The following is a 25,861-nucleotide window of genomic DNA, read 5'->3' on the forward strand; positions in this document are numbered from 1 at the left end:
TTTCAATTAGTAAAGTTAGTAGTAACGATTAAAAACGCTTTCAATTAATAATTGATTCTATTTTTCTTGAAGATGCTGCAAGAGCACGTTAGCGCTGCCAAAAGCATCGATTAAGGCTGCTCGCGTGCTTTCGTCGGTTGCCAGTGACTGTTGACGCGGTTGTAAAAATTGTTGATTCTTTTTTGGGTAATAGACAATCACCCGGGCATGTCCTGGATGGACACCAGCGAGCTTGGTCAACACCCTGTTAACGTCACCAGCTGACAACTTATTTACTACTTGGACTGCCCACCGATCAATAATATGAGTCACCAACTGCCGGTTTAAAGCTTGGGCTGATTGCATTTGTTTGACTACTAACTGCCGACCACGATTCCGATTTTCAACTTTACCCGTGACAACAATCACTAGTGAATGATTGAGCAGCTCTTCGTACCGCTCATACTGCTGAGGGAAAACCGTTAAATCAATGCTACCCGTTGCGTCACTAGCGGTCACAAAAGCCATTCGACGGGGATTTTTGCGAGTCATGATGCGTTTGACCTTCATGACGTACAAAATCATTGTCACTTGGGAGTTGTCACGCAAGTCCCGAACTGGCACGGCACGCACTTTAGTTGCCAGCTGATGATACTGATCCGTCGGGTGGCCAGAAAGATAGACTCCCAGCGCATCTTGTTCCTGCTGCAAACGTTCTGCTAAGGAAAACTCGGCAGTTTGGGGAATCGTCGTGTTCAAAGATGCGTCGCCCAAATCCAGGTGGCCTAAGCCGAGGTCTGCACCGTTGATTAAATCCGGCAGTGCCGTCACCATCTCTTTTCGGTTGTAACCCAAGCCGTCAAAGCATCCAGCTAGGATCAATGCTTTAATGGGATCTGCTTTTCTCCACTGGGCTGCAATGCGACTTAAGAATTCAGGCAAATCACGAAAAGCGCCGTGATCAGTCCGTTCTTGGATGATAGCCGTTGCAAAATCCCTCCGCATCCCCTTGATATTGGCTAAGCCAAAATAAATTACTTTTCCGGCCAAGTGGAAATTGAGCTCGCTGTGGTTAATCCGTGGCCCGGCCACCTTAACGCCTTGATTACGAGCGGCAATAACGTAAGAGCGCAGTTTAGCCGTATTGCTGGTATCGGCCATCAATGATGTAAAGAAAGCTGGAGCTGCATACAGCTTCAGATAAGCGATCTCAAACGATAATTTAGCATAGGCGACAGCGTGAGAATGGTTAAAACCATAGTTAGCAAACTGGTCAATGTAGTCAAACACCTGACTGGCGGTGCCATGGTCAGTACCGTTAGCTTCAGCCCCCTGGATAAACTTTGTCCGCATCTGATCCATTGTCGCCTGCTTCTTTTTACTCATCGCCCGCCGTAGTAAATCGGCTTCGCCCATGCTAAAGCCAGCCATTACGCTAGCCACTTGCATCACTTGCTCCTGATAAACCAAAATTCCGTAGGTTGGCCCAAGGATTGGCGCTAGTCGCGAATCAGGCAAGGTTACCTTTTCTTGCCCCTTCTTGCGAGCAATGTAGTGTGAAATGTTTTCCATCGGACCAGGACGATAGAGGGCAATTACCGCCACAATATCGTCAAAAGAATCCGGATGCATCGCCACCAACACTTGCCGAATACCGCTGGATTCAAACTGGAAGACACCACTGGTCTCACCCTGCTGAAACATTTTTAAAACCCCAGGATCATTTAAATTAATCGCGTTCAGATCAAAGTCCGGGTGTTTCCGTCGCACCTGGCGAACGGTGTTATCGACGATGGTTAGGTTGCGAAGACCTAAAAAGTCCATTTTCAGCAAACCAACTTCTTCAACGGCATTTTTGTCATACTGGGTCATCAGCATGCCATCGCTGCCCGTTTCCAGGGGCACTGTTTTACGCAATGGTTCTTCAGCAAGGACAATCCCAGCAGCGTGAGTCGAGCGGTTCCGTGGCAATCCCTCCAGTTGGCAAGCTGTTTTGTACAGCAATTGGTTTAGTCGGCTGTCAGCGACCAGATTGCGGAAACGTTGCGACTGGTCATAGGACTGCTTCAGCGTAATATTGTGTACACGCGGGATCGCCGCACTCCAGTCAGACTGGCTGTACTGGGGTAAGCCAAAAACCCTGGCAACGTCGCGAATCACCTGCTTCGTCTTTTCTGTGCCAAAAGTGATGATTTGCGCCATTCGTTTGTGACCGTACTTTTGATGCAAGTACTGGAGTACTTCCTGGCGACGGTTATCGGGCAAATCTAAATCAATGTCGGGCATCTGTTTGCGCTCTGGATTCAGGAAACGCTCAAAGAGCAAATTGTATTCCAGCGGATCAACTTCCGTGATGGCGAGGGCGTAGGCAACTAAGGACCCACTAGCCGACCCCCGACCTGGTCCAGTGGTAATCTTTTGCTGGTGCGCAAAACGCATAACATCCCATTCGATAAGGAAATAATCATCAAAACCTAATTCATGAATAGTCTTGAGCTCATACTCCAGACGTTGCTGGTAATCTTTTTTCGTCTTCCCTGGCGCTAACGGACGTTTTTTTAAACCGGCTTGGCATAGCTGCCGAAGATAATCAGCTGAAGTTAACCCCTGCTCATTATGAAAATGCGGCAAAACCGGGGATTTAAGTTCAACCGTCGCCTGGCAAGCTTTTGCCACCTCGCTGGTTTTTTCAGCAGCAGCGGTCAACCCGGCCCGCTGATACGCCTTCATTTCTTCTTGAGCCGTTCTTAAGTAATGTAAACCACGCTTTTGGCTTGCACCTAAAGGATCCGTGATCGTCTCCCCACTGTCAATCGCCTGCAAGACCTTAGTGGCAAAAACATCGCCAGGATCGAGATAACGAACATCTGTGACGCCAACTAATGGGATGCGGTAGCGCTGTGCAATCTCTGCCAAGGTAGTGCGCAATACTGCAGAACAATACGGGTTGATTGCTTGCAATAGGTTACCCGGATCAATCGCTTCAGCCAACTGTCTGAGGAGATCAACTTTGGCTTCTGGTCCACAAGCCAAACCGACATTATTACTAGCAGCAATGATGATGAACAATCCCTTGGCAAAGGGCAAAACTTGGCTCAAATCGACCGGTTGGTCATTATCGCGTGTTTGCATCAAGCTTGATAGAAGCATCAAGTTGCGGTAACCAAGCTGATCTTGGGCTAGCAAGATCAAGGGAAGACTGTGATTATCAACATCGTTAATCGCAACGCCGAGTTGCAAACCAAGAATTGGCTTGATGCCTGCTCTTTTTGCAGCGTGAAAAAATTTGACAGTTCCGTACATCACGTTGATGTCAGTCATCGCCACTGCATCATAACCGCGTTTTTTAGCCGCCTCCACCAAGTCTGTTGGCCGAATGGGACTTTGTAATAGGCTGTAGGTTCCCGTTACTTGTAATGGCACGAAACTCATCAATTAACATTCCCTTCTAGTAGACTGTTACGAATTAATTTTAATGGTTGCCAGCAATATGTTACAATAGTTTTGATTAAGTAGAGGAGTGAGGAGCATGAAGTGGCTTATTCAAAACGTCATCGTGGCTTTCTGGGCTTTCCTGCTCGGTGAAGTATTAACTTACATTACCGCTCAATTGGAAGGTGTTCAACCACAGTATTTATTCGACGGCATCTTTGCAATCATCGTTGGTCTCATTGCAGTCAACTTTATCAGTTTTATCACTGGTCACGCAAACCCGCATCGTCAAAAGAATAACTAAATACAGTATAAACTGAAAACTGCCGCGTCAATGCGCGACAGTTTTTTATTTTGACCATTTCATTCTAACGACTGACATTTAACTTGATGATCTCTAGCATCACGTCGATGGCAGCTTCCATCGTTTCTAGGGACACGTACTCGTAACGGCTATGCATGTTTTCTCCACCAGCAAATAAGTTTGGTGTTGGCAGGCCCATGAAGCTAATCGTTGACCCATCAGTACCACCACGAACCGGGTAAATAACCGGCTTGATATGGAGATTTTCCATCGCCTGCTTAGCAATCTCCACCACGTCCATGTGATCCTTTAAAACCTCGCGCATATTGTGATATTGGTCGTAGAGGTCCAGCGTCACCCGTTTGGATCCGCAACGCTTGTTGATACGATCCACAACTTCACGCAAATGCTGCTTCCGCTCCTCAAATTTAGCCTTATCGTGGTCACGAATCAGATAATTCATCTGGGCATGGTCGACGGTCCCGTCCAAACGATACAGATGATAGAATCCTTCGCGGCCTTCTGTTCGTTCGGCGCGGTCGTGTTCTGGCAAAAGCTCATGTAAATCGATGGCCAACTGAATGGCATTGACCATCGCGCCCTTGGCGATGGCGGTGTGAACGTTCTTCCCCGTAATGTCAATTTTAGCAGCAGCCGCATTAAAGGTTTCGTATTCCAGTTCTCCCAATGGCCCCGCATCAACGGTGTAGGCAAAGTCGGCCCCAAAGTCATCAACATCAAAATGATCAGCGCCAGTACCAATCTCCTCATCGGGACTGAGGCCAATCTGAATAGTTCCGTGCTTTATCTCCGGGTGAGCCAGTAAGTACTCTGCCATTGTAATAATTTCAGCAACGCCAGATTTATCATCGGCACCCAATAAGGTCGTTCCGTCGGTTGTGATCAGGGTTTTACCAGCATAATTTTTGAGTGAAGGAAATTCCTGCGGATCAAGCTGGTACTTGCCACTATTGCCCAGCGGAATAACTGACTTGCCATCATAATCTTTTATCACCTGAGGATTGACACCATGGGCATTGAAATCAGCCGTGTCTACGTGAGATAAAAAGCCAATCGTCGGCACCCCTTTGACATTAGCGGGGATGGTAGCAAGTAAATAGGAATTATTGGGATTAATCCGGACATTGCTGAGACCAAGTGACTTGAGTTCTGTCTCCAACTGCTTGAGAAATGCCGTTTCCTTGGGACTAGATGGAATTGCATCGCTTTCTGGATCAGAACGTGTTTCTACTTTTACGTACTTTAAAAACCGTGGTAACAAGGTTGAATATTTCTCAGCCATTTTGCTCACCTCATTAGTTATGGCTCATGACAAAGTTAAACGGTTCGGTATTGACTTGGGATTTGACAACATCAATTCCCCACTGCTCCTGCTGATTCCATTGTAACAGCAGCTTAGACAGGCCATCAACCATCGTTACCTCAATGTGGTGACCGGGGTCGACCATGATGAGGTGATTCAGTTGCATATCCTGGGCAACATGGTAAGAAACGTCTCCAGTCACAAAGGCATCCGCATTTTTGGCTAAAGCTAACGGGAAATACTTGGCAGCTGAACCGCCGATGATCGCAACCCGCTGAATTTTGCGGTTAACATCATCATTGTTGACAGCAAAACGCAGGCCCTTCAAATGAAATTGCTGCAGACAGTATTGGTTGAATTCACTTACCGACATCGCAGAAGGCAAATCGCCGACCCGGCCTAGGCTTACTTCTTCATTGGTAAAGGGGTCTTGGCCGCTGTTATCTAAATGCTCAACGTTGGTGAGCTTAAGATCGCGAGCCAACCAGTCATTCATTCCACCATTGGCCATATCCAGGTTTGTATGGGCGGAGTAAACGGTGATATCGTGTCTCAGTAGTTCGCGATACATTTGATTTTGGGGGTTAGCTAAATCGAGGTCTCGTGCGGGATGAAACATCAGCGGGTGGTGGGAGAAAATCAGTTGGGCCCCCACTTTTTCAGCCTCAGCAATCACTGCCGGACGAACGTCCAACGTTACCAACACTTTTGAGGCCTGTTGACTTAAACTACCTACTTGAAGGCCCACATGGTCCCATGACTCCGCCAGCTGAGGAGAGGCAAAATGTTCAAACTTTTTCGTTAACTGATCAATAGTAATCATCTTAGGACCTCCTGAATTAATTCAATACGTTGCTGAAAAGAGTGCTTTTTGGCAACTGGCACCTGCTTAGCCTGTTCCAGTTGCGTTAACGTATGCTGGTCACGTGCTAGTTCATCTTGCCATTTCTTGTCAAAGACGGGACCACCCTTTTCCAGCAAAAGGGGGCCAAACATCAATTCACGATCATCGTAGTGCACGGGCATCCCCACCGGATCTGCAACGATGATTTCGTAAATATGACCGTCTTCTTCGACCATTTGCTCATGGTTGATCTGAAAACGGTGAGCTGCTAACCAACGACGTAAGTTAGGTGCGCCCACGTTTGGTTGAAGGATTAAACGTTTAACAGCACCTAACTTAGCCTGTCCTTCGTCCAGTATGCGGCGAATCAACGCACCGCCCATCCCGGCAATGATGACTGTATCGATATGGTCGTCATCATGAATAGCTGCTAAGCCATCAGCTAAGCGCAACTCAATTTTCTTTTCTAATCCTTGTCCCTTAACCTCTTCGACAGCATTCTCAAAGGGTCCCTTGGCCACTTCACCTGCGATGGCAAAGAGCGCCCTCTTCTCTAAAATTAAAGCTGCTGCCAAGTAGGCATGGTCTGCTCCGATATCAGCGATGCGTGACCCAGGCTTGACAAAAGATGCTACCGCCTGCAGTCGCTGTGAAAGATGATGTTCATCCACAAAATAACCCCCTTTTCATTGCCAGTATACACAATTTAAAATGCGACTGTAAATAAAAAACGAGAGACCAAAAGCAAAGCTCACTAGTCTCTCGTAGAAGATTTTAATTTTTACAGCAGGCCCATCTCAACCATCTTTTCAGCGTTCTCGACGGTGTTCCAGGCAGCGCCCTTCAGTAAGTCGTCAGCCACGACCCACATGTTAAATGCACCCTTGTTTTCGTAGTCTGGGCGAATCCGACCAACAAAGGTGGAACGGTGCCCCGTTGCGTATAGCGGTTGTGGGTAAACCTGATTCTTAATGTCATCCTGCAAGACGTTACCAGGGAAGTCTGCAACAACTTGCTTAATTTGGTCAGCAGTTGCGGAACTGTCGTCGACCGTGAAGTAGACACTTTCACCGTGCGAAATCGGAATAGGAACCCGTACACAGGTAGCTGTTACCTTGATGTCCTTAGCATCCATATCACCAAGCATGATCTTCTTGGTTTCATGAATCATCTTCCATTCCTCATGGGAGTAACCAGAATCTTCGAGGACATCAATTTGTGGCAGCAAGTTGAAAGCTAATGGGTAGTGCCGTTTGTCACCCTTAGTTGGCAAAATCTTAGCGTCTGGCTCCATCGGCTTGCCATCGATGTAATCCTGTGATTCTTTCAGCAGTTCGTTGATGGCACTCTGGCCGGCACCTCCCGCAGCCTGATACGTGGAAACAATGATTTGCTTCAATCCAAACTTGCGGCGAATTGGTTCTAGCGCCATCACCATCTGAATGGTTGAACAGTTCGGGTTGGCAATGATACCGTGATGATTCTTCAGAGCATCTGGATTAACTTCAGGGACAACCAACGGGACATCCGGTTCCATCCGAAAATGACTGGTGTTATCAATGCAAACGGCACCCCGCTTGACGGCTTCCGGTAATAATTTAGCTGACACTGAACCACCAGCTGATGACAGGACAATATCAACCCCATCAAAAGATTCTGGTTTAACTTCTTCCACCGTCACTGGTTGACCGTTAAACTCCAGTACCTTGCCTTCAGACCGCTTTGATGCCAAGAGCTTAATATGCTTGACAGGAATCTTATCACATTCCATTGCCAGCTGCTCGATCATCCGCCGACCGACAGCTCCCGTTGCCCCTAAAATGGCAACGTTGTATTGCTTACTCATTTTTCTGCCTCATTTCATCTAATTCAACTGGTTCATAAAGCCGCTAATACGCTTGATTGCTTCATGCAGGTCTTCTTCTGAAGCGGCGTATGAAATCCGTACATAGCCTTCACCACCTGGGCCAAAGACATTCCCAGGAATTAGACCAACCTTAGCCTTCTTAGCTAAGTCGGTGGCAAACTTCAGATCATCCGTTCCATACTGAGCCGGAATCTTAGCAAACATGTAGAATGCACCTTCAGGAGTAGCCATTTCAAAGCCCAGCTTCTTTAAAGCATCTTCCAAGTAGTCACGACGCTTCTCGTATTCCTTCCGCATCTGAATTGGGTCGTCATCACCATTGTTCAGAGCTTCGATAGCAGCATCCTGTGAAGCATCGGTAGCAGTAGTAACCAGGTAACTGTGGATCTTACCAGCTTCGTTAACGAACTTGGCTGGTCCACAAATATAACCGAGACGGTAACCAGTCATGGCATGTGACTTGGAAAGGCCAGAGACTAATACCGTGCGGTCAGGAATTTCGGTTGCCATTGAGTAATGCTTGCGGCCACCATAAATCAGTGAACTGTAAATTTCGTCGACAACGGCGAAGAGGTGGTGCTTCTCAATAACCTTGGCCAGTGCTTGAATCTGTTCCTTGCTGTATGTCCGCCCGGTTGGGTTGGTTGGATAGTTCAGCATAACTGCCTTCACAGCAGAACCAGCCTTATTGATTTCTGCTTCAAGCCGTTCTGGCGTCAGCGTAAAGCCATCAGGTGCGGTGTTGACCAGCACCGGTTCTGCTCCCGTGATTTCAACAATTGGGAAGTACAGCGAGAAGACTGGCGTTGGAATGATGACCTTATCACCAGGGTTGAGCATCGCCATCATGGTTGACGTCAATGCTTCGGTCCCACCGATAGTGACAACAATCTCCGTTTCTGGATCATAGTCGATACCACGACTGCGCTTGATGTAATTAGAGATGGCTTTCCGCAGCTCAATCTTCCCCTGGTTGACAGAGTAGTGAGAATCGTTGTTCTTGATTCCGTCAATAGCTGCTTGCTTAACGTGTTCCGGAGTATTAAAGTCTGGTTCACCCAAAGTAAGCTTCAAAATACCAGGGATCTTGCTGCACATTCCGTCAAATGCACGAATCCCACTAATTTGCATCTTAGTAATCTTGTCATTAACAGTATGGTTTAAATCTTCGGCTAATTCTGGCATGTTTTTCTACCTCCACTGATTGTAACTTTTATAAGATCTTTTCCAAACCGACAACTAAGGTCTTCAAATCATCAGCATGCTCTAAGGCCACTTTGACACCACTCATAAAACTACCCCGGTCAAATGAATCTTGGCGAATGGTCAATGCTTCACCAGGACCACCAAACAATACTTGTTCATGAGCAATGTATCCTGGAAGACGAACGGAGTGAATGTGGATGCCGTGGTAATCACCACCACGAACATTGTCCAACGTCGTTACCTTGTCAGGACTAGATTCATGTTCTGGACGATTTTCATCAATCATCTTGGCTGTTGCAAGTGCCGTCCCAGACGGTGCATCAGCTTTATCCGCGTGGTGCATTTCGATAATTTCGACGTCTGGGAAGTACTCAGCAGCCTCTTTAGCAAATTTCATTAACAAAACAGCTGACATCCCAAAATTAGGGGCAATCAATCCCCCGATGCCCTTTTGCTTGGCCAGGTCTTGCAGTTCTTTGACTTGGTCATCACTCAAGCCAGTGGTCCCAATGATGGGTTTGATGCCGTGTTCAATAGCCGCTTTGGTATTGCCATAAACGGCACCCGGTGCTGTGAAGTCAACCCAAATGTCTGCAACACCATCTTGAACTTCACTTGCGTCTTTATAAACTTTGACATCATCGGCCAAACCTAATTCTTTAACGTCATCCGGCGTCGTCGTTGGTGAAACGACCGCACTGATACTAAAACCATCTAAGCCCTGAACCAGGTTAACGACCTTGCGGCCCATTGAACCATTGTAGCCGGCAATTAATACTTTTTTCATCGTGCACCTACTCTCCTAAATCCAGCGGTAACTTGCCTTGCAAAGCATCACTTGGCAGTGACAAAGCTTTTGCCAATTGTGACTTTTCCTCATCATTCAGCGGAACGATTGGTAAGCGGCAACCACCCATATCAAATCCTTGCGCGTTCAGCAATGCCTTGACTGGTGACGGTGATGGGAACATAAACAGAGCGGCCATCCGCGGAGTCAGCCAACGTTGCAATTTGGCAGCTTCCTGATACTTACCCGCGTACAGATCATCATACATTTGACGCATCTGCTTGCAGTAAGCATGACTGGCAACAGAGATCACCCCGTTGCCCCCAAGAAGACGGAACGTCAGTGCTTGGGCATCCTCACCACTGAATACTAAGAAATTAGGATCTTTGTGGTCCACGATGTATTCCATGTCTTCTAACGGTCCACATTGCTTAACAGCAACGATGTTTTGGTGGTGTGACAACTTAACAATTGTCTCAGCTTCCATTTTAACACCGGTTCTGCCAGGAATGTTGTACATCACAACTGGCAGTTTAACGGCATCCGCTACGGTCGTGAAGTGAGCAACCATGCCCCGTTGATTTGGCTTGTTGTAAGGTGGAACAACGACCAAGGCAGCGTCAATGCCGTCGATTTCAGCGACTTCGTTGGTAAACGCGATCGTTTCCTGAGTGTTGTTGCTTCCTGTACCGGCGATAACTGGTACCCGTCCGTTGACGATTTGACCAAAGTGTTTGTATAATTCAATCTTTTCGTCATGACTCAGCGTAGGTGTTTCACCGGTGGTCCCACCGATGACAAAGCCATTGCAGCCCTGTTTAATCAGGTAATTGGTTAGCTTTTCCAAACCATCGTAATTAATAGAGCCATCCTCGTTAAAAGTTGTGGCCAAAGCGGTCAGTAAGTCTGCATCTTTTAAAGCAGTCATTCTAAAATCTCCTTAGTTATTATCATTCATTCGGTATTCCAGGAAAGACGTGATCGCATTGACACCTCGTGGCAGTGCGCGTTCGTCTGGTGTCAGCGTAGCAGAATGGAGCTGTGAATCATCTTCAACCCCCAGCCAGAACATCGTCCCCGGGAACTTGGCCAGTAAGAAGCCAAAGTCTTCGCCGGTCATCGCTGGTTCTGTCTCAATGAAATTAACGTCCTTATCATGAGACATAAAGTCAATGAACCGTTTAGTCAATTGGGGATTGTTTTCAACCGGCCAGTAGCCACCCTGATTCAACCCCAATTTCACCTGACAGTTGTAACTGCGGGCGATGCCGTCGCACACGTCTTGCAAGCGACCATCAATTTGTTTGATCATCTTTTGAGTTAAGCCGCGAATCGTGCCTTCGATGCGCGCATCCCCCGCGATGACATTGCGGATGGTGCCAGCCCGAAATTTACCAAGTGTAATGACCCCACTTTGAATCGGGTCAATGGAACGCGAAATAATGGTCTGAACTTGCATGATCAGTGCTGCTGCCGCAACAACCATGTCGTTGGCATCTTGCGGATAAGCAGCGTGACCACCCTTGCCGTGCAAGTCGATGTTAACTTCAGTCGTCCCCGCGAAAAGGGTGCCCATTCGGCAACCAATCGCACCAGCAGGCAATTCTGGATTATCGTGTAAACCGTAAAATTCATCTGGACACCACTGGCCTTTAAATAAACCGAGCTCATAGGCCCGTTTCCCACCATTCTCTGATTCTTCTGCCGGTTGGAAGAAGAAGAGCAGATTATCCTTGGGTTGGTGTTCACTGAAATACTTGAGAACCCCGAGGGCTACGGTCATGTGAATGTCGTGACCACAGGCATGCATGACACCCGGATGCTTCGACTTATAAGGCAAGCCGGTTTGTTCTTCGACGGGCAAAGCATCAATATCTGTCCGGTAGCCGATCGTGCGTTGCGGTTGACTGCCCTGGACTAAAACCATCATGGAAGTTGGTAACTCTTCTGGTTCCCGGATCGTCAAATATCGTTGGTCCATGTCTTTGACGCACTTTAATAAGTAAGCATGCGTCTCAGTTTCATGAAGTGCCAACTCCGGAATTTGGTGCAAGTGCCGGCGAATATGAATTAAATCATCTGTTGAATAAGCCATCAGATCACAACTTTCTGAGGTCATCCTGCAGGCCTGTCTTGGATTCAGTCTTAGTGTCAACCTGCTTCAGGACACGTGCAGGGACACCACCGACAACCGTGTGCGGGGCGACATCCTTGGTAACAACGGCACCGGCACCGACAACAGCGCCTTCACCAACGTGAACACCTTCGATAACGACGGCATTAGCGCCAATCAAGACATTGTCGTCAATCCGCACAGGTTCTGCACTTGCTGGTTCAATCACCCCAGCCAAAACGGTACCGGCACCAATATGGCAATGCTTGCCGACAATTGCCCGGCCACCTAAAATGGCACCCATGTCGATCATTGAACTTTCACCAATTTCGGCACCGATGTTAATCGTAGCACCCATCATAACGACGGCGTTGTCCCCGATAACAACGTGATCACGAATGATCGCACCTGGTTCAATCCGGGCATTAATTCCCTTGAGATCCAGCAAAGGAACGGCAGAGTTGCGAGCATCATTTTCGATGGCATAATCTTTGATAAATTTAGCCTGCTTCTTCAAGAATGGCTTCAGCACTTCCCAGTCGCCAAATAGGATCCCACTATGCTTTTCAACAAAGCTCTTCACGCCCTTTGGATACTTCAGGTCGTCTAACTTCTTACCTTTAATGTAGATCTTAACCGGCGTCTTCTTTGGTGCATTGCCGATGTATTCAATAATCTGTTTTGCGTCTAATTGTGCCATCTTTATCTTTCCTCTCTATTAAATAAGTTAAATTAAGCGTTATAAGGCAAATCCAAATGAACTAAGTCTTCGTAACTCTCACGTTTAATCACTAAACTGGCCTTGCCGTTTTCAGCAAAAACAACAGCCGGCCGCGGGTTGCGGTTATAATTAGAAGCCATTGCATAACCATAGGCACCGGTATCTAAAGTGACGAGCACGTCGCCGGGATGAGTTGCTGGTAATGGTTGCGCGTCAGCCATGATGTCGCCAGACTCACAATACTTACCCGCAATCCGCACCGTTTCCACTGGCTGAGCTTTAGGGTCGCGTGCCAACACCGTTTCGTATTTAGCCTGATATAAAGCTGGGCGAATGTTATCTCCCATCCCGCCATCAATAGTGACGTACGGCTTTAATCCAGGTACATCCTTGCGAGATCCGACTGTATATAAGTTATAACCGGCAGGACCAACGATGGAGCGGCCTGGTTCGATCCAAATGGCAGGTAAAGGCAAGTTCTTTTCCTTAGCAGACTTTTTAATGGTTTTGACGATCGCGTCAACAAACTGCTCTGGACGGAGTGGCTTGTCACTGGCCACGTAGCGAATTCCAAATCCACCACCGACATTAACAATTTCTGCCGTGTAGCCAAAAGCTTCTTTCCAGTGAGCCGCAATGTCAACCAACTTTTTGGCAGCAAGTTCAAAACCGTTGAGTTCAAAAATTTGTGAACCAATGTGGGCGTGCAATCCATGCATTTTCATCCGTGGGTTGGCCAACACTTCCTGCAAAGCCTTGTCAGCCTGCCCAGAATCAACATCAAAACCAAATTTCGAGTCAACTTGCCCCGTTTGGTCATATTTATGGGCGTGGGCACTGATTCCTGGCGTAATGCGCAGCATCACATCAGCAGTAGCGTCTTCATCTTTCAGCACTTGATCCAGCAAATCGATTTCGTGGAAATTATCCAACATGATCATGCCAACGTGGTGCTGAACAGCCATCTCTAATTCTGCAAGGGATTTGTTGTTACCGTGGAAACTAACTTTATCCATTGGGAAACCCGCTTTAATGGCAGTAGTCAGTTCACCACCGCTGACAACATCGGTATGGGCTCCTTCCTCTTTCATCACTTGGTAAATGGCGATGGAGGCAAAGGCCTTACTAGCATAACTGACTTCGTATTGCACACCATTATCTTCAAAGACTTTCTTAAAACGGTGAATCTGATCACGAATGGCAACAACGTCGTAGACTACCAAGGGTGTCCCAAATTGTTTTGCTAATTCTAAAGTATCAACTCCACCGATCGTCAAATGACCAGCAGCGTTAATCTGTGATGGTTGAACTTGTTCGTTCATCTGCAAACCTCCGTTAATTGTTCGGCAAAAAAATCCCGTGGGCACCATGCTCACGGGATTGAATTCAAACGATTAATTCGTTGATTTATCCACGATGATAAAATAGCGCCCCGCAGCCTTCTTCGCCGCGACAGTCCGTGATTTATTGAACCACGACCCAGCAATTGCTCCCTGTCAAGGAACAACGCTTCGGCAGCCGCCCCTTTTCCTGATTGACATCGACTGACAAATCACCAACCGGGTACTGATGTTAGCTGCGCCTCTATTTCTCTATGCCCATAGTATAAAAGTGGAACTAAAAAGCGTCAAGCCTTTTTTAATGTTTTTCTCATTAACTTTTCGAGCCCTTATCAATTCAAAAATAAAATAGGACTCAGTGCTTGCAACGGTCAGCGAAACTGTTAGAATTTCATTAACAAGATCTCACTTGCAATGAGAATAAGGAGGAGCAAATTTATGAAGGTTGTGAAGTTTGGCGGCAGCTCACTCGCTGACGGCCAGTCCTTTCAACAAGCAATTAAAATCATCACTGCAGATCCTGAACGCTGGGTCATCGTCACCTCTGCACCTGGCAAGCGCCATGATGGCGATACCAAGGTAACTGACCTGCTGATTGAATACGCAAATCAAACCCTTCGCCACGAAGATACCAGTTCGATTTGTCAAACGATTCTCCAACGTTATCAAGCAATTGCCGATTACTTTGGGGTAGAAAAATCAGCGCTGCAGCCGATTGAAGATGCATTAGTCAATTTACCTAATGGTGATTATCCAGATAAAAACTACTTAATGGCTGCCTTTAAAGCTCATGGTGAACGACTGAATGCCCGTTTGATGGCTGTCGTGCTCAACCACCTCGGCTACAAGAGTCGCTTTGTCGATCCATCTGAGGCAGGAATCATCGTCAGCGGTACACCTAACAACGCAACGGTATTGCCAATCACTTATGACAACTTAGCTAAGTTAAAGATCAATGATGATGAACGGTTGGTTTTCCCAGGATTTTTTGGTTTCACCCCAACCAAACACATCGCAACATTCTCACGCGGTGGTTCCGACATCACTGGTGCCATTTTGGCGCGCGGACTCAAAGCCCGTGTTTACGAAAACTTCACCGATGTGGATGCCATCTTTGCCGCCAACCCAAACGTTGTAAAGAACCCCGTCCCCATTAAGAGAATGACTTACCGGGAAATGCGTGAACTTTCCTATGCTGGCTTTTCAGTTTTTCATGATGAAGCCCTGATTCCGGCAATTGAAGGTCAAATTCCGGTCAACGTCCGCAACACTAAAAACCCAAGTGCTCCCGGTACGATGATTGTTCCAGAAAACGGCTTTAAGATTGCGTCGATGGTCACAGGGGTCACCTGTGCCAAACACTTTGCAGGTCTCTATTTGCACAAATACCTGATGAACAAGGAACTGGGTTTCAGTCTGCAAATTCTAGAAATCCTTAAAAAATACCACGTTTCTTATGAACATATGCCTTCAGGAATCGATGATATTACGATCATTTTCGATCGCGATCAATTAACGGATGTCAAAGTCGATCGTATTTGCAACGAAATTCAGGAAAAATTCGATCCTGACACCCTTCGCTGGATCGATGACTATGCCATTACGATGGTCGTCGGTGAAGGAATGAACCACCAAGTCGGTGTCATGGCCCGAATTGCTCACGCGGTAGCCAAACACCACCTTTCGCTGACAATGGTCAACCAGGGTGCTTCTCAAATCTCCATCATGATTGGTACAAAAGGCGAAGATGCAGATGAAGCCGTTCGCGCAATCTATGATGAGTTCTTTAATTCCCAGGAAAAGGAGAATGACTAATGGCAAAGTTATTAAAAGTCCACGGTTCACAAAATTGTTTCTTTATCTTGGATCAAACTCAGTTAGCTCATGCTTTGACCGATGAAGAATTGAGTCAGCTGGGAATTCAGCTATGCGATCCCAAAACCGGTATTTTAAACGGTGCCGATGGCTTGCTCGTCGTCGATCAGGGTACACACAAAGGCGTGGCAGGCCGGATGCGTGTCGTCAACGCTGATGGTTCTTACGCTTCAATGTGTGGTAACGGCTTGCGCACCGTCAGTCGCTACCTCAGTGAAAAACTGGGCAAAGACCAATTCATCGTTGAAACCCAAGACGCCGATTTACACGTCCGCAAACACGACGATTTCGCTGCGGGCGTCCCTGCCTTTGCAGTGGAAATTTCCCCGGTACGTTTCAACCGCCAAGCAATGCCTTTACAAAATGTGGGCCACGAACGTCTGCTCGATGACTATGTTCCGGAATTTGCACCAGCGATGAAGTTTTCCGCCATTGCAGTTCCGAACCCCCACTTAATTGCTTTTATGGACGAAGATGCCCTAACTGGTCCCCTCTTGGGCGAGCTCGGCAAAAGATTGAACAGCAAGAACCCCTATTTCACAGATGGCGTTAACGTCAACTTCGCCCAAATTTTAGGTGACAATAAACTCTTCGTTCGCACCTACGAACGGGGTGTGGGCTTTACCAACGCCTGTGGGACCGGGATGTCGGCAACCAGTCTAGCCTTCGTCTTAACGCACCCTGAACACGCCCAGCTTGATCAAACCATTACGGTCTACAATCCAGGCGGCTTAGTAAAAACGATCGTCCATCGTGACGAGGACCGTTACTGGATCGAACTGATCGGCAACGCAACCTTCACGCACCAGATTGATGTCGACGAAGCTAATTTGCACCATGCTAATGTGACGACTGATAAGGTAAAAATTGCAGAAAGCAATGAGCAGTCGGCTTACCTCAAATTTGTTAAGTCGATGCCTAAGATTAATAAGCTACAGGTTCGCTAGAATCTGCTGATTATACAAAAAGGCGCCATTAACTATCGCATTGATAGCTAATGGCGCTTATTTTCTATATTAATATTTTACTCTAAGAAGTCCTTCAGCTGCTTGGAACGGGATGGGTGGCGCAGCTTGCGAAGGGCTTTAGCCTCAATTTGACGAATCCGTTCACGGGTAACGCCAAAGACTTTCCCAACTTCCTCAAGCGTACGCGTCCGCCCGTCATCCAGACCGAAGCGCAGCCGCAAAACATTTTCTTCACGATCAGTTAAGGTGTCCAAAACGTTTTCCAGCTGCTTCTTCATCATTTCGTTGGCAGCATGGTCAGCTGGACTTGTAGCATCCTGGTCTTCGATGAAATCACCCAAGTGTGAATCGTCTTCTTCGCCAATTGGTGTTTCCAGTGAAACAGGTTCCTGGGCAATCTTCAAGATATCACGAACCTTGGAAGTTGGCATGTCCATTTCAGCACCAATTTCTTCTGGCAACGGTTCACGACCAAGATCCTGCAGCAACTGCCGTTGAATACGGATCAACTTGTTGATGGTTTCAACCATGTGAACAGGAATCCGAATGGTCCGGGCTTGGTCGGCAATCGCACGGGTGATGGCCTGACGAATCCACCAGGTGGCGTAAGTCGAGAACTTAAAACCTTTCCGGTAATCAAACTTCTCGACGGCCTTCATCAAGCCCATGTTGCCTTCTTGAATCAAGTCCAGGAACTGCATGCCCCGACCGACGTAGCGCTTGGCAATCGAAACAACCAGACGCAAGTTAGCTTCAGCCAATTCCTGCTTGGCTTCCTCATCGCCCTTTTCGATCCGCAAAGCCAATTCAACTTCCTGGTCAGCCGTCAGCAACGGCACACGACCAATTTCCTTCAGATACATCCGCACCGGATCGTTAATTTTAACGCTGGAAGGAGCGCTAGTGTCCTTCATTGCCTTCTTCGTTAACTTTTCAGTTGCCTTCAAAGCACGTGGGTCTGGTTCACCATTTTCGTCAACCACACTGATACCAGCGTCTTCAACGTTTTGAATCAGGTTGTCCATCCCATCAGCGTTTAATTCGAATGGCTGAGCCAGTTCCTTCGTCAGATCGACATACTTGATCTGTTTAGCTTTTTTATATTTGCGGATAACTTTACCAACGGCGGCATCATACTTCTTTTGGTCAAAATGATCCAAATTGGAAATAACAATTGTCTTTTTCTTGCTCTTTGCCATATTAACTTTCCTCCGTTTTCAGTTGTTGCTGCTGTGTGTACAGCTGCACGAGTTCAGCAGTCAGCGTGGTTTCCAGATCATCATTGTGGACAGCACTTGCTTCCTGCAAGGCAGCCTTAGTCTTCTCAATTTGCTGATCTAATGGGATCTTTTTCGTCAAATATTTAATTAGATCATCGATAGCCTCATCCGTTAATCCCTGATCAGTAGCCCGGGCTTCAATTGAAGCGAGCAGGGCTTTGGAGCTGTCATCATCCAGTACCGACATTAACTTGTCAGCTTGCACGGTGGTATCTGGATCAGCAGACTGCTCTTTTTGAAAAATATGATAGAGGTCATCATACGATTTATCAGGAAAACTGAACTGCGGTGCCGTTGATCGTAAATGTTCATAAGCGCCAGCATCGTGCATCAATGAGTGAAACAACATTTGCTCAGCCTTTTCTGTTCGGCTAACTTGGTTGACTTGCTGGTCCAATGATGGAGATCCGTTGACAGTGCGCGGCTCATAGTGATTGTGAGACTGTTGGCCATAAGAATGGTTAGCGGGCGCATGATGACTTTGCCTGGCCAAGATAGTTTGTAACTGCTCCCCTAGCGCACTTGAATCTAGCTTAAATTCTTGCGCCAGTTGTTGAACATACATATCTCGCTCGAGAGGATCATTGAGTTTTGATACAACGGTCAAGGCCGCGTTTAAATACGATAGACGCTCGGACTGATTATTAAGGTCCAATCCCCGTCTCAGAAAGCGCAATTGAAAAGTCGTCGGTGTCTCTTCGTTATGGGCTAAGTATTGACGAAACTGGGCACCACCATACTTTTGCACGTATTCATCAGGATCAATGCCGGCAGGTAACTGCACTACCCGCAGTTGAATGTCGCGGTTAGCTTCTTCTTGAACCAGTTTGAGAGCCCGATTGATAGCATTTTGCCCAGGTGCATCCCCGTCATAACAAATGTCCAGTTGAGAAGTAGTTGAGCAAATCAGGCGAACCTGTTCACCAGTAAAACTAGTTCCCATCGAAGCCACACCATTTTTAACGCCAGCACCAAAGGCAGAAATGACGTCCATAAAGCCCTCGAAGAGAATCAATTTACCATCTTTGCGGGCCGCGGTCTTAGCCTGGTCGTAATTAAACAGTAAGTTACGCTTATCAAAAGTCGTGGTGTCCGGACTGTTTAGGTATTTTGGCAAATTTGTACCACGTGTGCTTAATAAACGCCCGGAAAAAGCTACCGGTTGCCCATTGCTATTGAGGATGGGAAACATAACTCGATTGATAAAACGATCCGTCAGTTGCTGGTCATCACTATTGCTGGTGGTAAAGAGACCAGACTGCCGTAGCAATTGATAATCAACCTTTTTTTCAGCAAAATACTGCTTGAGAATGTGCTGCTCAGGGGCAAAACCGATGTGGAACTGGTCGATCATCTCTTTCGACATTCCCCGACGTTTCAAGTAACGTCGTGCCGGCTCTCCGGCAGCAGTGTGCATTAAAACGTGATGGTAAAGTTCCATCGATTGCTTTTGCAGAGCAACTAGTTGACTGTACAGTGAATTACTCTGAGTTGAATGCTCTTCTTGATTGCTTTGCCAATTCTCCGGCATGGAGACGTGTCCAAACTGGGCAACTTCAGCTAAGGCTTGCGCAAAAGATTCGTTTTTTAAATCTTCAAGAAATGTAAAAACATCGCCGCCCCGGTGACAACTAAAACAGTAGAAAAACTGCTTTTTTTCATCAACAGAAAACGATGGTGTCCTTTCATCGTGAAAAGGGCACAGTGCCATCAAGGATTTTCCGGCGGGCCTCAACTGGACATATTGGCCAATTACATCAGCAATATCAACGGAGCTACGAACAGAATCAACAAATTCTTTTGAAACACGCGCCACGCACTCACCCCGCTTGGATCATTAGCACAGAAAGGTCGCCTTCTTATGCGAACGCGACCTTTCTTAATTTACACACCATAGGCAAATCAAGGGCCACTTAGGCCATAATAATTTGCCAATGCTATTATAATTTACTACTTAACAATCAGTTTGTCAAGATCCCCAAACTCATGAGTCATGTCAGCAATGATGCTCAACTGTGATAAACGGTTATGACGAACTGCCTCATCCTTAGCCATAATCATGTTGTCGTCAAAGTATTTAGTGATCACTGGTTCCAGGGCCAGTAGACCATCAAGGTGCTGCTCCAGTGTTTGCTGAGGGAAAACATCCTGCAATTTCTTAGTGGCATCCAGAAGTGATTTTTCTGAATCTGCTTCAAACTTGTCAGGGTCAATCTTCCAGTCGTCACGGGCCAATTTGCCCTTCTTGGCCAACCGGCACACCCGGGTCAAAGCTTCGATTGCGCCCTTAAAGTCATCATTATCCTTGCGCTCGTCTAGAGCCTGAGCCGCCTTGATGACAGCATCGATGTCATTTTGCCGGGTAGCCGTGACGGCATCGACAATATCGTGACGCAGCTTCTTTCCGTGGAACAGTTGACGCAGCCGGTCTAAGAAGAAGTTGCGGACATCACTTGCGTGTTTACCAAAGTCAAGTTTGTTATCAACACCGGCATTTTCCAGTGCCTCACTGTACTTCTTGCTCATGTCCATCAACGGAACGCTCCAGCCGCGCTCTGCGATGATCCGAACGATACCATAAGCCTGACGACGCAGCGCATATGGATCGTTAGAACCGCTAGGGATCATGTCGACAGCAAAGAAGCTCATAATACTGTCAAGCTTGTCAGCGATGGATAATACGGTCCCGACAACCGATTTTGGCAAAGCACCTTCCGCAGAGATCGGCATGTATTGTTCGCGGATAGCCGTAGCAACAGCGTCATCTTCACCCTGCATCCGGGCATAAATTTCACCCATGTAGCCCTGCAGTTCCGCGAATTCACCAACCATTTGGGTTGTCAAATCGAACTTGTAAATCTGGCTAGCCCGTTTTAGATCAGCCAGTTCCTGATCAGATAAGCCGACCTGCTGGCCAATTAGCTGGGCTAAGACTGTTACCCGTCCTAATTTTTCGGCCATCGAACCGATCTTATCATGGAAACTGACGCGCTTCAGACGTTCAACATACTGGTCAATCGTAACCTTTTGGTCTTCCTGGTAGAAGAACTTAGCATCTTCAAGCCGTGGAACCAAGACCCGTTCGTTTCCCTTGATAACATTGTCGAGGTACTTCGTATCACCGTTGCGGACGGAGATAAAGTGCGGCAGTAATTTCTTATCATCCCCACGAACGCAGAAGAAACGCTGGTTATCCCGCATCGAAGTAATCAGGACCACTTCTGGCAGTTCAAGGTATTTCGGATCAAAATCACCAGCAAATGCCGTTGGCCATTCAACCAGATTGTTAACTTCCTCCAAAAGGTTGTCATCACGATCAACATGCCAGTTGTTGTCCGTGGCAATTTTATGAATCTGGTCGACGATCAGCTGTTTCCGCTTCTTTGCGTCCACGATAACGTAATCATCATGCAGTGCCCGTTCGTAATCACTAGCAGTCTTCAATTCAACATCGTGCCCCAGGAAACGGTGACCGCGCGTCGTCCGTCCTGTCTTAACATCCTGAATATGGAACGGGACAACCTGGTCATCCAGCAGCGCAACCAGCCAGCGAATTGGCCGAATGAATTCCAGCGGATAGGTGCTCCAGCGCATTTCCGTTGGGAAGTTCATCTTAGTGATGACATCCGGTAACTGCTTTAACACATCCATCACGGACTTACCGGCAATATGTTTGTCAACAAAGACGTATTGAGTTCCCTTAACATCTTTGAATTCAATATCATCAACGGTCAAGCCCTGGCCCCGGGTGAAACCAATGGCCGCCTTAGTCCAGTTGCCATCCTTGTCCTGCGCGATCTTTTTAGCTGGGCCCTTCACAGTCTTGTTGATGTCCGGCTGCTTATCAGCCAGGCCATCGATTAACAAAGAAAGCCGCCGAGGAGTAGAGAATTTGGTAATCTTGTCAAAGCTAATCCGTGAATCGCTCAAGTATTTCTTTACCCGGTCTGCAAACTGGTTGATACTTGGCGTTACCACGTGAGCCGGCATTTCTTCCAACCCAATTTCAATCAGAAATGTATGTTTGGCCATCTTTACTTCTCCTCCTTGTCATCTTTCAATAGTGATTGTCGTAATTTTTCGTCCTTAATCAACGGGAAGCCTAACTTCTTCCGTTCAGCCACAAAGGCCCGTGCTAATTTACGTGCCATGTTCCGGATCCGTGCCAGGTAACCCGCCCGTTCCGTAACTGAGACTGCACCGCGAGCATCCAACAGGTTAAAGGTGTGGCTGCACTTCAAGACGTAGTCATATGCCGGGTGAATCAGCCCCAGTTTAATCAAACGGTGAGCTTCCTTTTCGAAGGAATCAAACATGTTCAGCAGCATGTCCTGGTTGCTCTCTTCAAAAGAGTACTTGGAGTGTTCATATTCCGGTTCCTTGAAAATGTCACCATATTTGACACCGTCCGCCCATTCAAGGTCAAAGACACTGTCGACGTTTTGAATATATTCAGACAGACGTTCCAAGCCATAGGTAACTTCGCTGGCAACCGGGTTCATCGGTAATCCACCGACGACCTGGAAGTAAGTGAATTGGGTGACTTCCATCCCGTCAAGCCAGACTTCCCAGCCGACACCAGCACAGCCCATCGAAGGGTTTTCCCAGTTATCTTCGACAAAGCGGATATCATGTTCACGTGGGTTGATGCCCAGTTCCTTAAGACTCCCCAGATAGAGGTCCTGAATGTTTTCTGGCGACGGCTTCATAATCACCTGGAATTGGTGGTGTTGGTACAACCGGTTAGGGTTTTCACCATAACGACCGTCTGCTGGCCGACGCGAAGGTTCGACGTAGGCTGCGTTCCATGGTTCCGGTCCGATTGCCCGTAAGAAGGTGTACGGACTCATCGTTCCGGCACCCTTTTCCGTATCATAGGCCTGCATTAACATACAGCCCTGCTTGGCCCAATATTGTTCTAGTGTGAAAATAATATCTTGCACACTCAGTGTCTTTGCCATCAAGATCCTTCCTTTCAAAAAAAGCCCCTGCAACAACCAAGTACACTTACCTGGTCATTGCAGGGACGAATGATAAATTCGCGGTTCCACCCTGCTTTTTCGCTAACAGCGAAACAGCTTGATTCAAATAACTCCAGGGTGCCACACCGGATGATTGCCACACGGCTTTCACTACCCCGTGCTCGCTGCGGTATCAATTCGATCTAATCCCCATCAACATTATCTTGATTTAAATGTGAACGTCATCATCATAGAAAAAATATAAGAAAATGTCAATTCTTAGGCGGATTTAATTTTAATTGCTTATCCCACAGATGCATTTGCTGAATGTAACGCTTGCTCTTCAAGCGCAAGCCGACTTCATCATCGTAGATGGTATCAATCACCCGTCTTAAGCCAGCTTTAGTACTTTCATCAACATCCACGTCGCCGACACGTCGCAAATCAATCCTTGATAGCAACGCTAGGTATGCCGCTGTCTTCTGTTTTAAGTGCAGACAACGGGGGTCACGGATTACGTGGTTAGAACAGAGCATTCCCCCGTATTCTTCTGAAAATGCCATCGGTAAATCACTACGGCCACAGATAACACAGCGATCCCAAACGGGAGCAACCCCGAAGCGGCCCAGCAAACGAATTTCCATCACGTTTACAATGATTTGCGGATTGCGACCACTTTCAATCAACTTGAGCGCTGCTTTAACTTGGTCGTACCATCCACTAATCGACTGCCCGTCGTCAAAAGCAACGTCAACTAAAGCCAACAGGTAAGTTGCATAAGCATTAGCCAACAGGTCGCTCGTCGTGTGATTCAAAAGCCGGTAATGGTCTGCGGAGGTCAGATAGCTCAACCGATTTTGGTGAAGCGATCCCTGGTATTGGCCCAGCGTCAGCGGCTGAACAGCTGCAGCTAACTTTGCCCGTGGTCGTTTAGCCCCTCGTGCCAAAAACATCACCGGTCCTGATGGTTCCGTTAATATTTTCACCAAAAGGTCATGTTCGCGATAATCGCGCTGGAACATCACAATGCCAGAAAAGCGCTGGATGTTCATGGCAGACCACCTCCTGGGATTAACTAATCAATAATCGTTATTACGGTAACCGTATTCTTTCAGTAAAGACGACTTATCACGCCAATCCGGTACGACCTTCACCCACAGCTGCAAGAACACGTGGCTGCCAAGCAGAGCTTCGATGTCTTGGCGAGCCAGAATACCGATCTTTTTCAGTTTCTGACCACCCTTGCCAATGATGATGCCCTTTTGTCCTGGTCGCTCAACCACGATGTTAGCACTGATATGAACCTGGCCGTTATCCTTAGTCTTGACACTGGTGACGTCAACTGCCACCGAATGTGGCACTTCCTGCCGAGTCAATTTAAAGACTTTTTCACGAATTATTTCGGCAATGACGAAACGCTCAGGATGGTCACTGACTTGGTCGTCTGGGTAATACTGTGGTCCCTCTGGCATTGCAGATACCAAAGTATCCAGCAGATGATCGACATTGTTGCCGTTCAAGGCAGAAATAGGGACAACGTCAGCAAACTTCAATCCCTGGCTGTAAGATTCGACGATAGCGGGCAAGTCATTGGGGTGCACTGCGTCAATCTTGTTGACTACCAGGTAAATAGGCTTCTTGGTCTTATTTAAGACGTGATCGACGATAAATTGATCACCCATTCCCCGCTTATCAACCGCACTGACAATATACAAAACGGCATCTACTTCATCTAGGGCTGAGTAAGTTGACCGTTCCATAAAGTCTCCCAGTTTTGTCTTGGGCTTATGAACTCCTGGCGTATCGATGAAAACAATCTGTGCATTCTTAGTTGTGTAGACACCCTGGATTTTATTACGTGTTGTCTGCGCCACATCACTCATAATCGCTACTTTCTGGCCAATCACTTGGTTAAGTAACGTTGATTTCCCGACATTTGGCCGCCCAATGAGGGCCACAAAACCCGAATGGTAACTATTAGAAACTGTCATTTAAAATCCCTCCAACAGCTTTATAATCGCTGGCACAAAAATAAGCAGGCCAATGATGAACGCAAAAAGAGCGACCAAAAGAACCATTCCGGCCGCCGCATCTTTAATTTTTTTGACAAGTGGGTGGAAATGCGAACCGACAACTAAGTCACATAACCACTCAGAAATGGTATTGATCATTTCAGCAGACATCACGGCAAAAATGGCCGCAATTAGCCACAGCCAATTATCGAAAGAAATCCGGCAAATAAAACCAGCAATAATAACAACCACTGCGCTAGCAAGATGAAAACGCATGTTGCGTTCGCTTTGAATCACCTGAAAAATTCCGTCAACTGCGTGACCCATCGCCTGCCATAAGTTATGATTTTTACCCGTTTGAGGTTGTTTATCTTTTGAGTCCATATGAATCCAGAATTTCTCGCTGCAGTGCAAACATTTTCTTTTCGTCCTCAGCTTTTTCGTGGTCATAACCATTGAGGTGTAAAAAGCCGTGGACGCACAAAAAGCCCAGCTCGCGGTCAGCAGAATGCCCCAAAAATTTAGCCTGCTCCGGCACCTTATCGATACAGATAAAGAGGTCACCAAGGTTTTCAGGCAGCTCCTCCTTTAATTCTTCCGGCATGATGATCTGACTTTCATCGCTAGAATCCTCAGCCGCAAAGCTGATAACGTCAGTTGCCCGGTCCACACCCCGGTATTGTTTGTTCAACTGCTTAATCTCTGGGTTGCGTACAAAAGTCAAAGACATTTCTACGTTGTCGGCCAACTTCAAATAAGCAGCGGCATAGTTTAAGAGCCTTTCTGCTAACTGACGCTGATCATCGGTTAAAACACCTTCAGTGTGATCAAAAATTGTTAAGTCCATT

22 protein-coding genes and 1 riboswitch are annotated in these 25,861 nt (G+C 47.0%); of the genes, 3 read left to right on the forward strand and 19 right to left on the reverse strand.

What is annotated here, in order from left to right; all coding sequences use genetic code 11:
- Window positions 1–57 precede the first annotated feature (57 nt).
- Window positions 58–3,411 carry a DNA polymerase III subunit alpha gene (gene dnaE, locus AB3114_RS02615; RefSeq protein WP_367341708.1) on the reverse strand — a complete coding sequence of 1,118 codons (3,354 nt, stop codon included), beginning with the start codon at window positions 3,409–3,411 and terminating at the stop codon, window positions 58–60.
- Window positions 3,412–3,508: 97 nt separating this feature from the next.
- On the opposite strand from dnaE, the gene AB3114_RS02620 reads away from it, so the two are divergent.
- On the forward strand, window positions 3,509–3,715 hold the full coding sequence (locus tag AB3114_RS02620; protein ID WP_367341709.1) for a DUF2929 family protein: 207 nt from the start codon (window positions 3,509–3,511) through the stop codon (window positions 3,713–3,715).
- 64 nt (window positions 3,716–3,779) lie between these two features.
- Here the strand turns inward: AB3114_RS02620 and pepT are convergent, their stop codons facing one another.
- From pepT to lysA, 10 genes are all read right to left on the reverse strand, one after another.
- Window positions 3,780–5,018 carry a peptidase T gene (pepT, locus tag AB3114_RS02625; RefSeq protein WP_367341710.1) on the reverse strand — a complete coding sequence of 413 codons (1,239 nt, stop codon included), beginning with the start codon at window positions 5,016–5,018 and terminating at the stop codon, window positions 3,780–3,782.
- Window positions 5,019–5,031: 13 nt separating this feature from the next.
- Window positions 5,032–5,862 (reverse strand): Nif3-like dinuclear metal center hexameric protein, encoded by an 831-nt coding sequence (locus tag AB3114_RS02630; protein WP_367341711.1) that lies wholly within the window; start codon window positions 5,860–5,862, stop codon window positions 5,032–5,034.
- Window positions 5,859–6,554 (reverse strand): tRNA (adenine(22)-N(1))-methyltransferase TrmK, encoded by a 696-nt coding sequence (locus AB3114_RS02635; RefSeq protein WP_367341712.1) that lies wholly within the window; start codon window positions 6,552–6,554, stop codon window positions 5,859–5,861. Before AB3114_RS02635 ends, AB3114_RS02630 begins: the two co-directional genes overlap by 4 nt.
- A 110-nt stretch (window positions 6,555–6,664) precedes the next feature.
- Window positions 6,665–7,729 (reverse strand): aspartate-semialdehyde dehydrogenase, encoded by a 1,065-nt coding sequence (locus AB3114_RS02640; protein ID WP_367341713.1) that lies wholly within the window; start codon window positions 7,727–7,729, stop codon window positions 6,665–6,667.
- A gap of 18 nt (window positions 7,730–7,747) precedes the next feature.
- Window positions 7,748–8,935, reverse strand: a complete 1,188-nt coding sequence (locus AB3114_RS02645; RefSeq protein WP_367341714.1) for an aminotransferase class I/II-fold pyridoxal phosphate-dependent enzyme — start codon at window positions 8,933–8,935, stop codon at window positions 7,748–7,750.
- Window positions 8,936–8,963: 28 nt separating this feature from the next.
- Window positions 8,964–9,743: a 4-hydroxy-tetrahydrodipicolinate reductase gene (gene dapB / locus AB3114_RS02650; protein WP_367341715.1), complete on the reverse strand. Its 780-nt coding sequence runs from the start codon at window positions 9,741–9,743 to the stop codon at window positions 8,964–8,966.
- A gap of 7 nt (window positions 9,744–9,750) precedes the next feature.
- Complete coding sequence (gene dapA / locus AB3114_RS02655) at window positions 9,751–10,671, reverse strand: 4-hydroxy-tetrahydrodipicolinate synthase (RefSeq protein WP_367341716.1); 921 nt, start codon at window positions 10,669–10,671, stop codon at window positions 9,751–9,753.
- A gap of 12 nt (window positions 10,672–10,683) precedes the next feature.
- Window positions 10,684–11,838 carry an N-acetyldiaminopimelate deacetylase gene (locus AB3114_RS02660; protein ID WP_367341717.1) on the reverse strand — a complete coding sequence of 385 codons (1,155 nt, stop codon included), beginning with the start codon at window positions 11,836–11,838 and terminating at the stop codon, window positions 10,684–10,686.
- Between the two features lie 4 nt (window positions 11,839–11,842).
- Window positions 11,843–12,556: a 2,3,4,5-tetrahydropyridine-2,6-dicarboxylate N-acetyltransferase gene (gene dapD, locus AB3114_RS02665; protein ID WP_367341718.1), complete on the reverse strand. Its 714-nt coding sequence runs from the start codon at window positions 12,554–12,556 to the stop codon at window positions 11,843–11,845.
- A 32-nt stretch (window positions 12,557–12,588) separates the two neighbouring features.
- Window positions 12,589–13,899: a diaminopimelate decarboxylase gene (gene lysA, locus AB3114_RS02670; protein ID WP_367341719.1), complete on the reverse strand. Its 1,311-nt coding sequence runs from the start codon at window positions 13,897–13,899 to the stop codon at window positions 12,589–12,591.
- A gap of 95 nt (window positions 13,900–13,994) precedes the next feature.
- Window positions 13,995–14,172, reverse strand: a riboswitch (Lysine riboswitch).
- 183 nt (window positions 14,173–14,355) lie between these two features.
- On the opposite strand from lysA, the gene AB3114_RS02675 reads away from it, so the two are divergent.
- Entirely contained in the window at window positions 14,356–15,732 is a 1,377-nt protein-coding gene (locus AB3114_RS02675) for an aspartate kinase (protein ID WP_367341720.1), read from the forward strand.
- A complete protein-coding gene (gene dapF / locus AB3114_RS02680; protein WP_367341721.1) occupies window positions 15,732–16,739 on the forward strand; it encodes a diaminopimelate epimerase in 1,008 nt (335 codons plus the stop codon). The genes AB3114_RS02675 and dapF overlap by 1 nt, the downstream gene beginning before the upstream one ends.
- A gap of 77 nt (window positions 16,740–16,816) precedes the next feature.
- Here the strand turns inward: dapF and rpoD are convergent, their stop codons facing one another.
- From rpoD to ybeY, 8 genes are all read right to left on the reverse strand, one after another.
- Window positions 16,817–17,959 (reverse strand): RNA polymerase sigma factor RpoD, encoded by a 1,143-nt coding sequence (rpoD, locus tag AB3114_RS02685; RefSeq protein ID WP_367341722.1) that lies wholly within the window; start codon window positions 17,957–17,959, stop codon window positions 16,817–16,819.
- Window position 17,960: 1 nt separating this feature from the next.
- Entirely contained in the window at window positions 17,961–19,856 is a 1,896-nt protein-coding gene (dnaG, locus tag AB3114_RS02690) for a DNA primase (protein WP_367341723.1), read from the reverse strand.
- 134 nt (window positions 19,857–19,990) lie between these two features.
- Window positions 19,991–22,072 (reverse strand): glycine--tRNA ligase subunit beta, encoded by a 2,082-nt coding sequence (glyS, locus tag AB3114_RS02695; RefSeq protein ID WP_367341724.1) that lies wholly within the window; start codon window positions 22,070–22,072, stop codon window positions 19,991–19,993.
- 2 nt (window positions 22,073–22,074) lie between these two features.
- Window positions 22,075–23,001 carry a glycine--tRNA ligase subunit alpha gene (glyQ, locus tag AB3114_RS02700; RefSeq protein WP_367341725.1) on the reverse strand — a complete coding sequence of 309 codons (927 nt, stop codon included), beginning with the start codon at window positions 22,999–23,001 and terminating at the stop codon, window positions 22,075–22,077.
- Window positions 23,002–23,273: 272 nt separating this feature from the next.
- Window positions 23,274–24,053: a DNA repair protein RecO gene (recO, locus tag AB3114_RS02705; protein ID WP_367341726.1), complete on the reverse strand. Its 780-nt coding sequence runs from the start codon at window positions 24,051–24,053 to the stop codon at window positions 23,274–23,276.
- A 27-nt stretch (window positions 24,054–24,080) separates the two neighbouring features.
- Window positions 24,081–24,992 (reverse strand): GTPase Era, encoded by a 912-nt coding sequence (era, locus tag AB3114_RS02710; protein ID WP_367341727.1) that lies wholly within the window; start codon window positions 24,990–24,992, stop codon window positions 24,081–24,083.
- Window positions 24,993–25,397: a diacylglycerol kinase family protein gene (locus tag AB3114_RS02715; RefSeq protein WP_367341728.1), complete on the reverse strand. Its 405-nt coding sequence runs from the start codon at window positions 25,395–25,397 to the stop codon at window positions 24,993–24,995.
- Window positions 25,381–25,860 carry an rRNA maturation RNase YbeY gene (ybeY, locus tag AB3114_RS02720; RefSeq protein WP_367341729.1) on the reverse strand — a complete coding sequence of 160 codons (480 nt, stop codon included), beginning with the start codon at window positions 25,858–25,860 and terminating at the stop codon, window positions 25,381–25,383. Before ybeY ends, AB3114_RS02715 begins: the two co-directional genes overlap by 17 nt.
- Between the last annotated feature and the right edge of the window lies 1 nt (window position 25,861).

It is taken from the genome of Limosilactobacillus sp. (assembly GCF_040772465.1).
Classification (GTDB): Bacteria; Bacillota; Bacilli; order Lactobacillales; family Lactobacillaceae; genus Limosilactobacillus.

Bases quoted from the DNA above. Each gene is read 5' to 3' on its own strand.
- dnaE (WP_367341708.1), bottom strand. From the start codon at position 3,411: ATGAGTTTCGTGCCATTACAAGTAACGGGAACCTACAGCCTATTACAA.
- AB3114_RS02620 (WP_367341709.1), top strand. From the start codon at position 3,509: ATGAAGTGGCTTATTCAAAACGTCATCGTGGCTTTCTGGGCTTTCCTG.
- pepT (WP_367341710.1), bottom strand. From the start codon at position 5,018: ATGGCTGAGAAATATTCAACCTTGTTACCACGGTTTTTAAAGTACGTA.
- AB3114_RS02630 (WP_367341711.1), bottom strand. From the start codon at position 5,862: ATGATTACTATTGATCAGTTAACGAAAAAGTTTGAACATTTTGCCTCT.
- AB3114_RS02640 (WP_367341713.1), bottom strand. From the start codon at position 7,729: ATGAGTAAGCAATACAACGTTGCCATTTTAGGGGCAACGGGAGCTGTC.
- AB3114_RS02645 (WP_367341714.1), bottom strand. From the start codon at position 8,935: ATGCCAGAATTAGCCGAAGATTTAAACCATACTGTTAATGACAAGATT.
- dapB (WP_367341715.1), bottom strand. From the start codon at position 9,743: ATGAAAAAAGTATTAATTGCCGGCTACAATGGTTCAATGGGCCGCAAG.
- dapA (WP_367341716.1), bottom strand. From the start codon at position 10,671: ATGACTGCTTTAAAAGATGCAGACTTACTGACCGCTTTGGCCACAACT.
- AB3114_RS02660 (WP_367341717.1), bottom strand. From the start codon at position 11,838: ATGGCTTATTCAACAGATGATTTAATTCATATTCGCCGGCACTTGCAC.
- dapD (WP_367341718.1), bottom strand. From the start codon at position 12,556: ATGGCACAATTAGACGCAAAACAGATTATTGAATACATCGGCAATGCA.
- lysA (WP_367341719.1), bottom strand. From the start codon at position 13,899: ATGAACGAACAAGTTCAACCATCACAGATTAACGCTGCTGGTCATTTG.
- AB3114_RS02675 (WP_367341720.1), top strand. From the start codon at position 14,356: ATGAAGGTTGTGAAGTTTGGCGGCAGCTCACTCGCTGACGGCCAGTCC.
- dapF (WP_367341721.1), top strand. From the start codon at position 15,732: ATGGCAAAGTTATTAAAAGTCCACGGTTCACAAAATTGTTTCTTTATC.
- rpoD (WP_367341722.1), bottom strand. From the start codon at position 17,959: ATGGCAAAGAGCAAGAAAAAGACAATTGTTATTTCCAATTTGGATCAT.
- glyS (WP_367341724.1), bottom strand. From the start codon at position 22,072: ATGGCCAAACATACATTTCTGATTGAAATTGGGTTGGAAGAAATGCCG.
- glyQ (WP_367341725.1), bottom strand. From the start codon at position 23,001: ATGGCAAAGACACTGAGTGTGCAAGATATTATTTTCACACTAGAACAA.
- recO (WP_367341726.1), bottom strand. From the start codon at position 24,053: ATGAACATCCAGCGCTTTTCTGGCATTGTGATGTTCCAGCGCGATTAT.
- era (WP_367341727.1), bottom strand. From the start codon at position 24,992: ATGACAGTTTCTAATAGTTACCATTCGGGTTTTGTGGCCCTCATTGGG.
- AB3114_RS02715 (WP_367341728.1), bottom strand. From the start codon at position 25,397: ATGGACTCAAAAGATAAACAACCTCAAACGGGTAAAAATCATAACTTA.
- ybeY (WP_367341729.1), bottom strand. From the start codon at position 25,860: ATGGACTTAACAATTTTTGATCACACTGAAGGTGTTTTAACCGATGAT.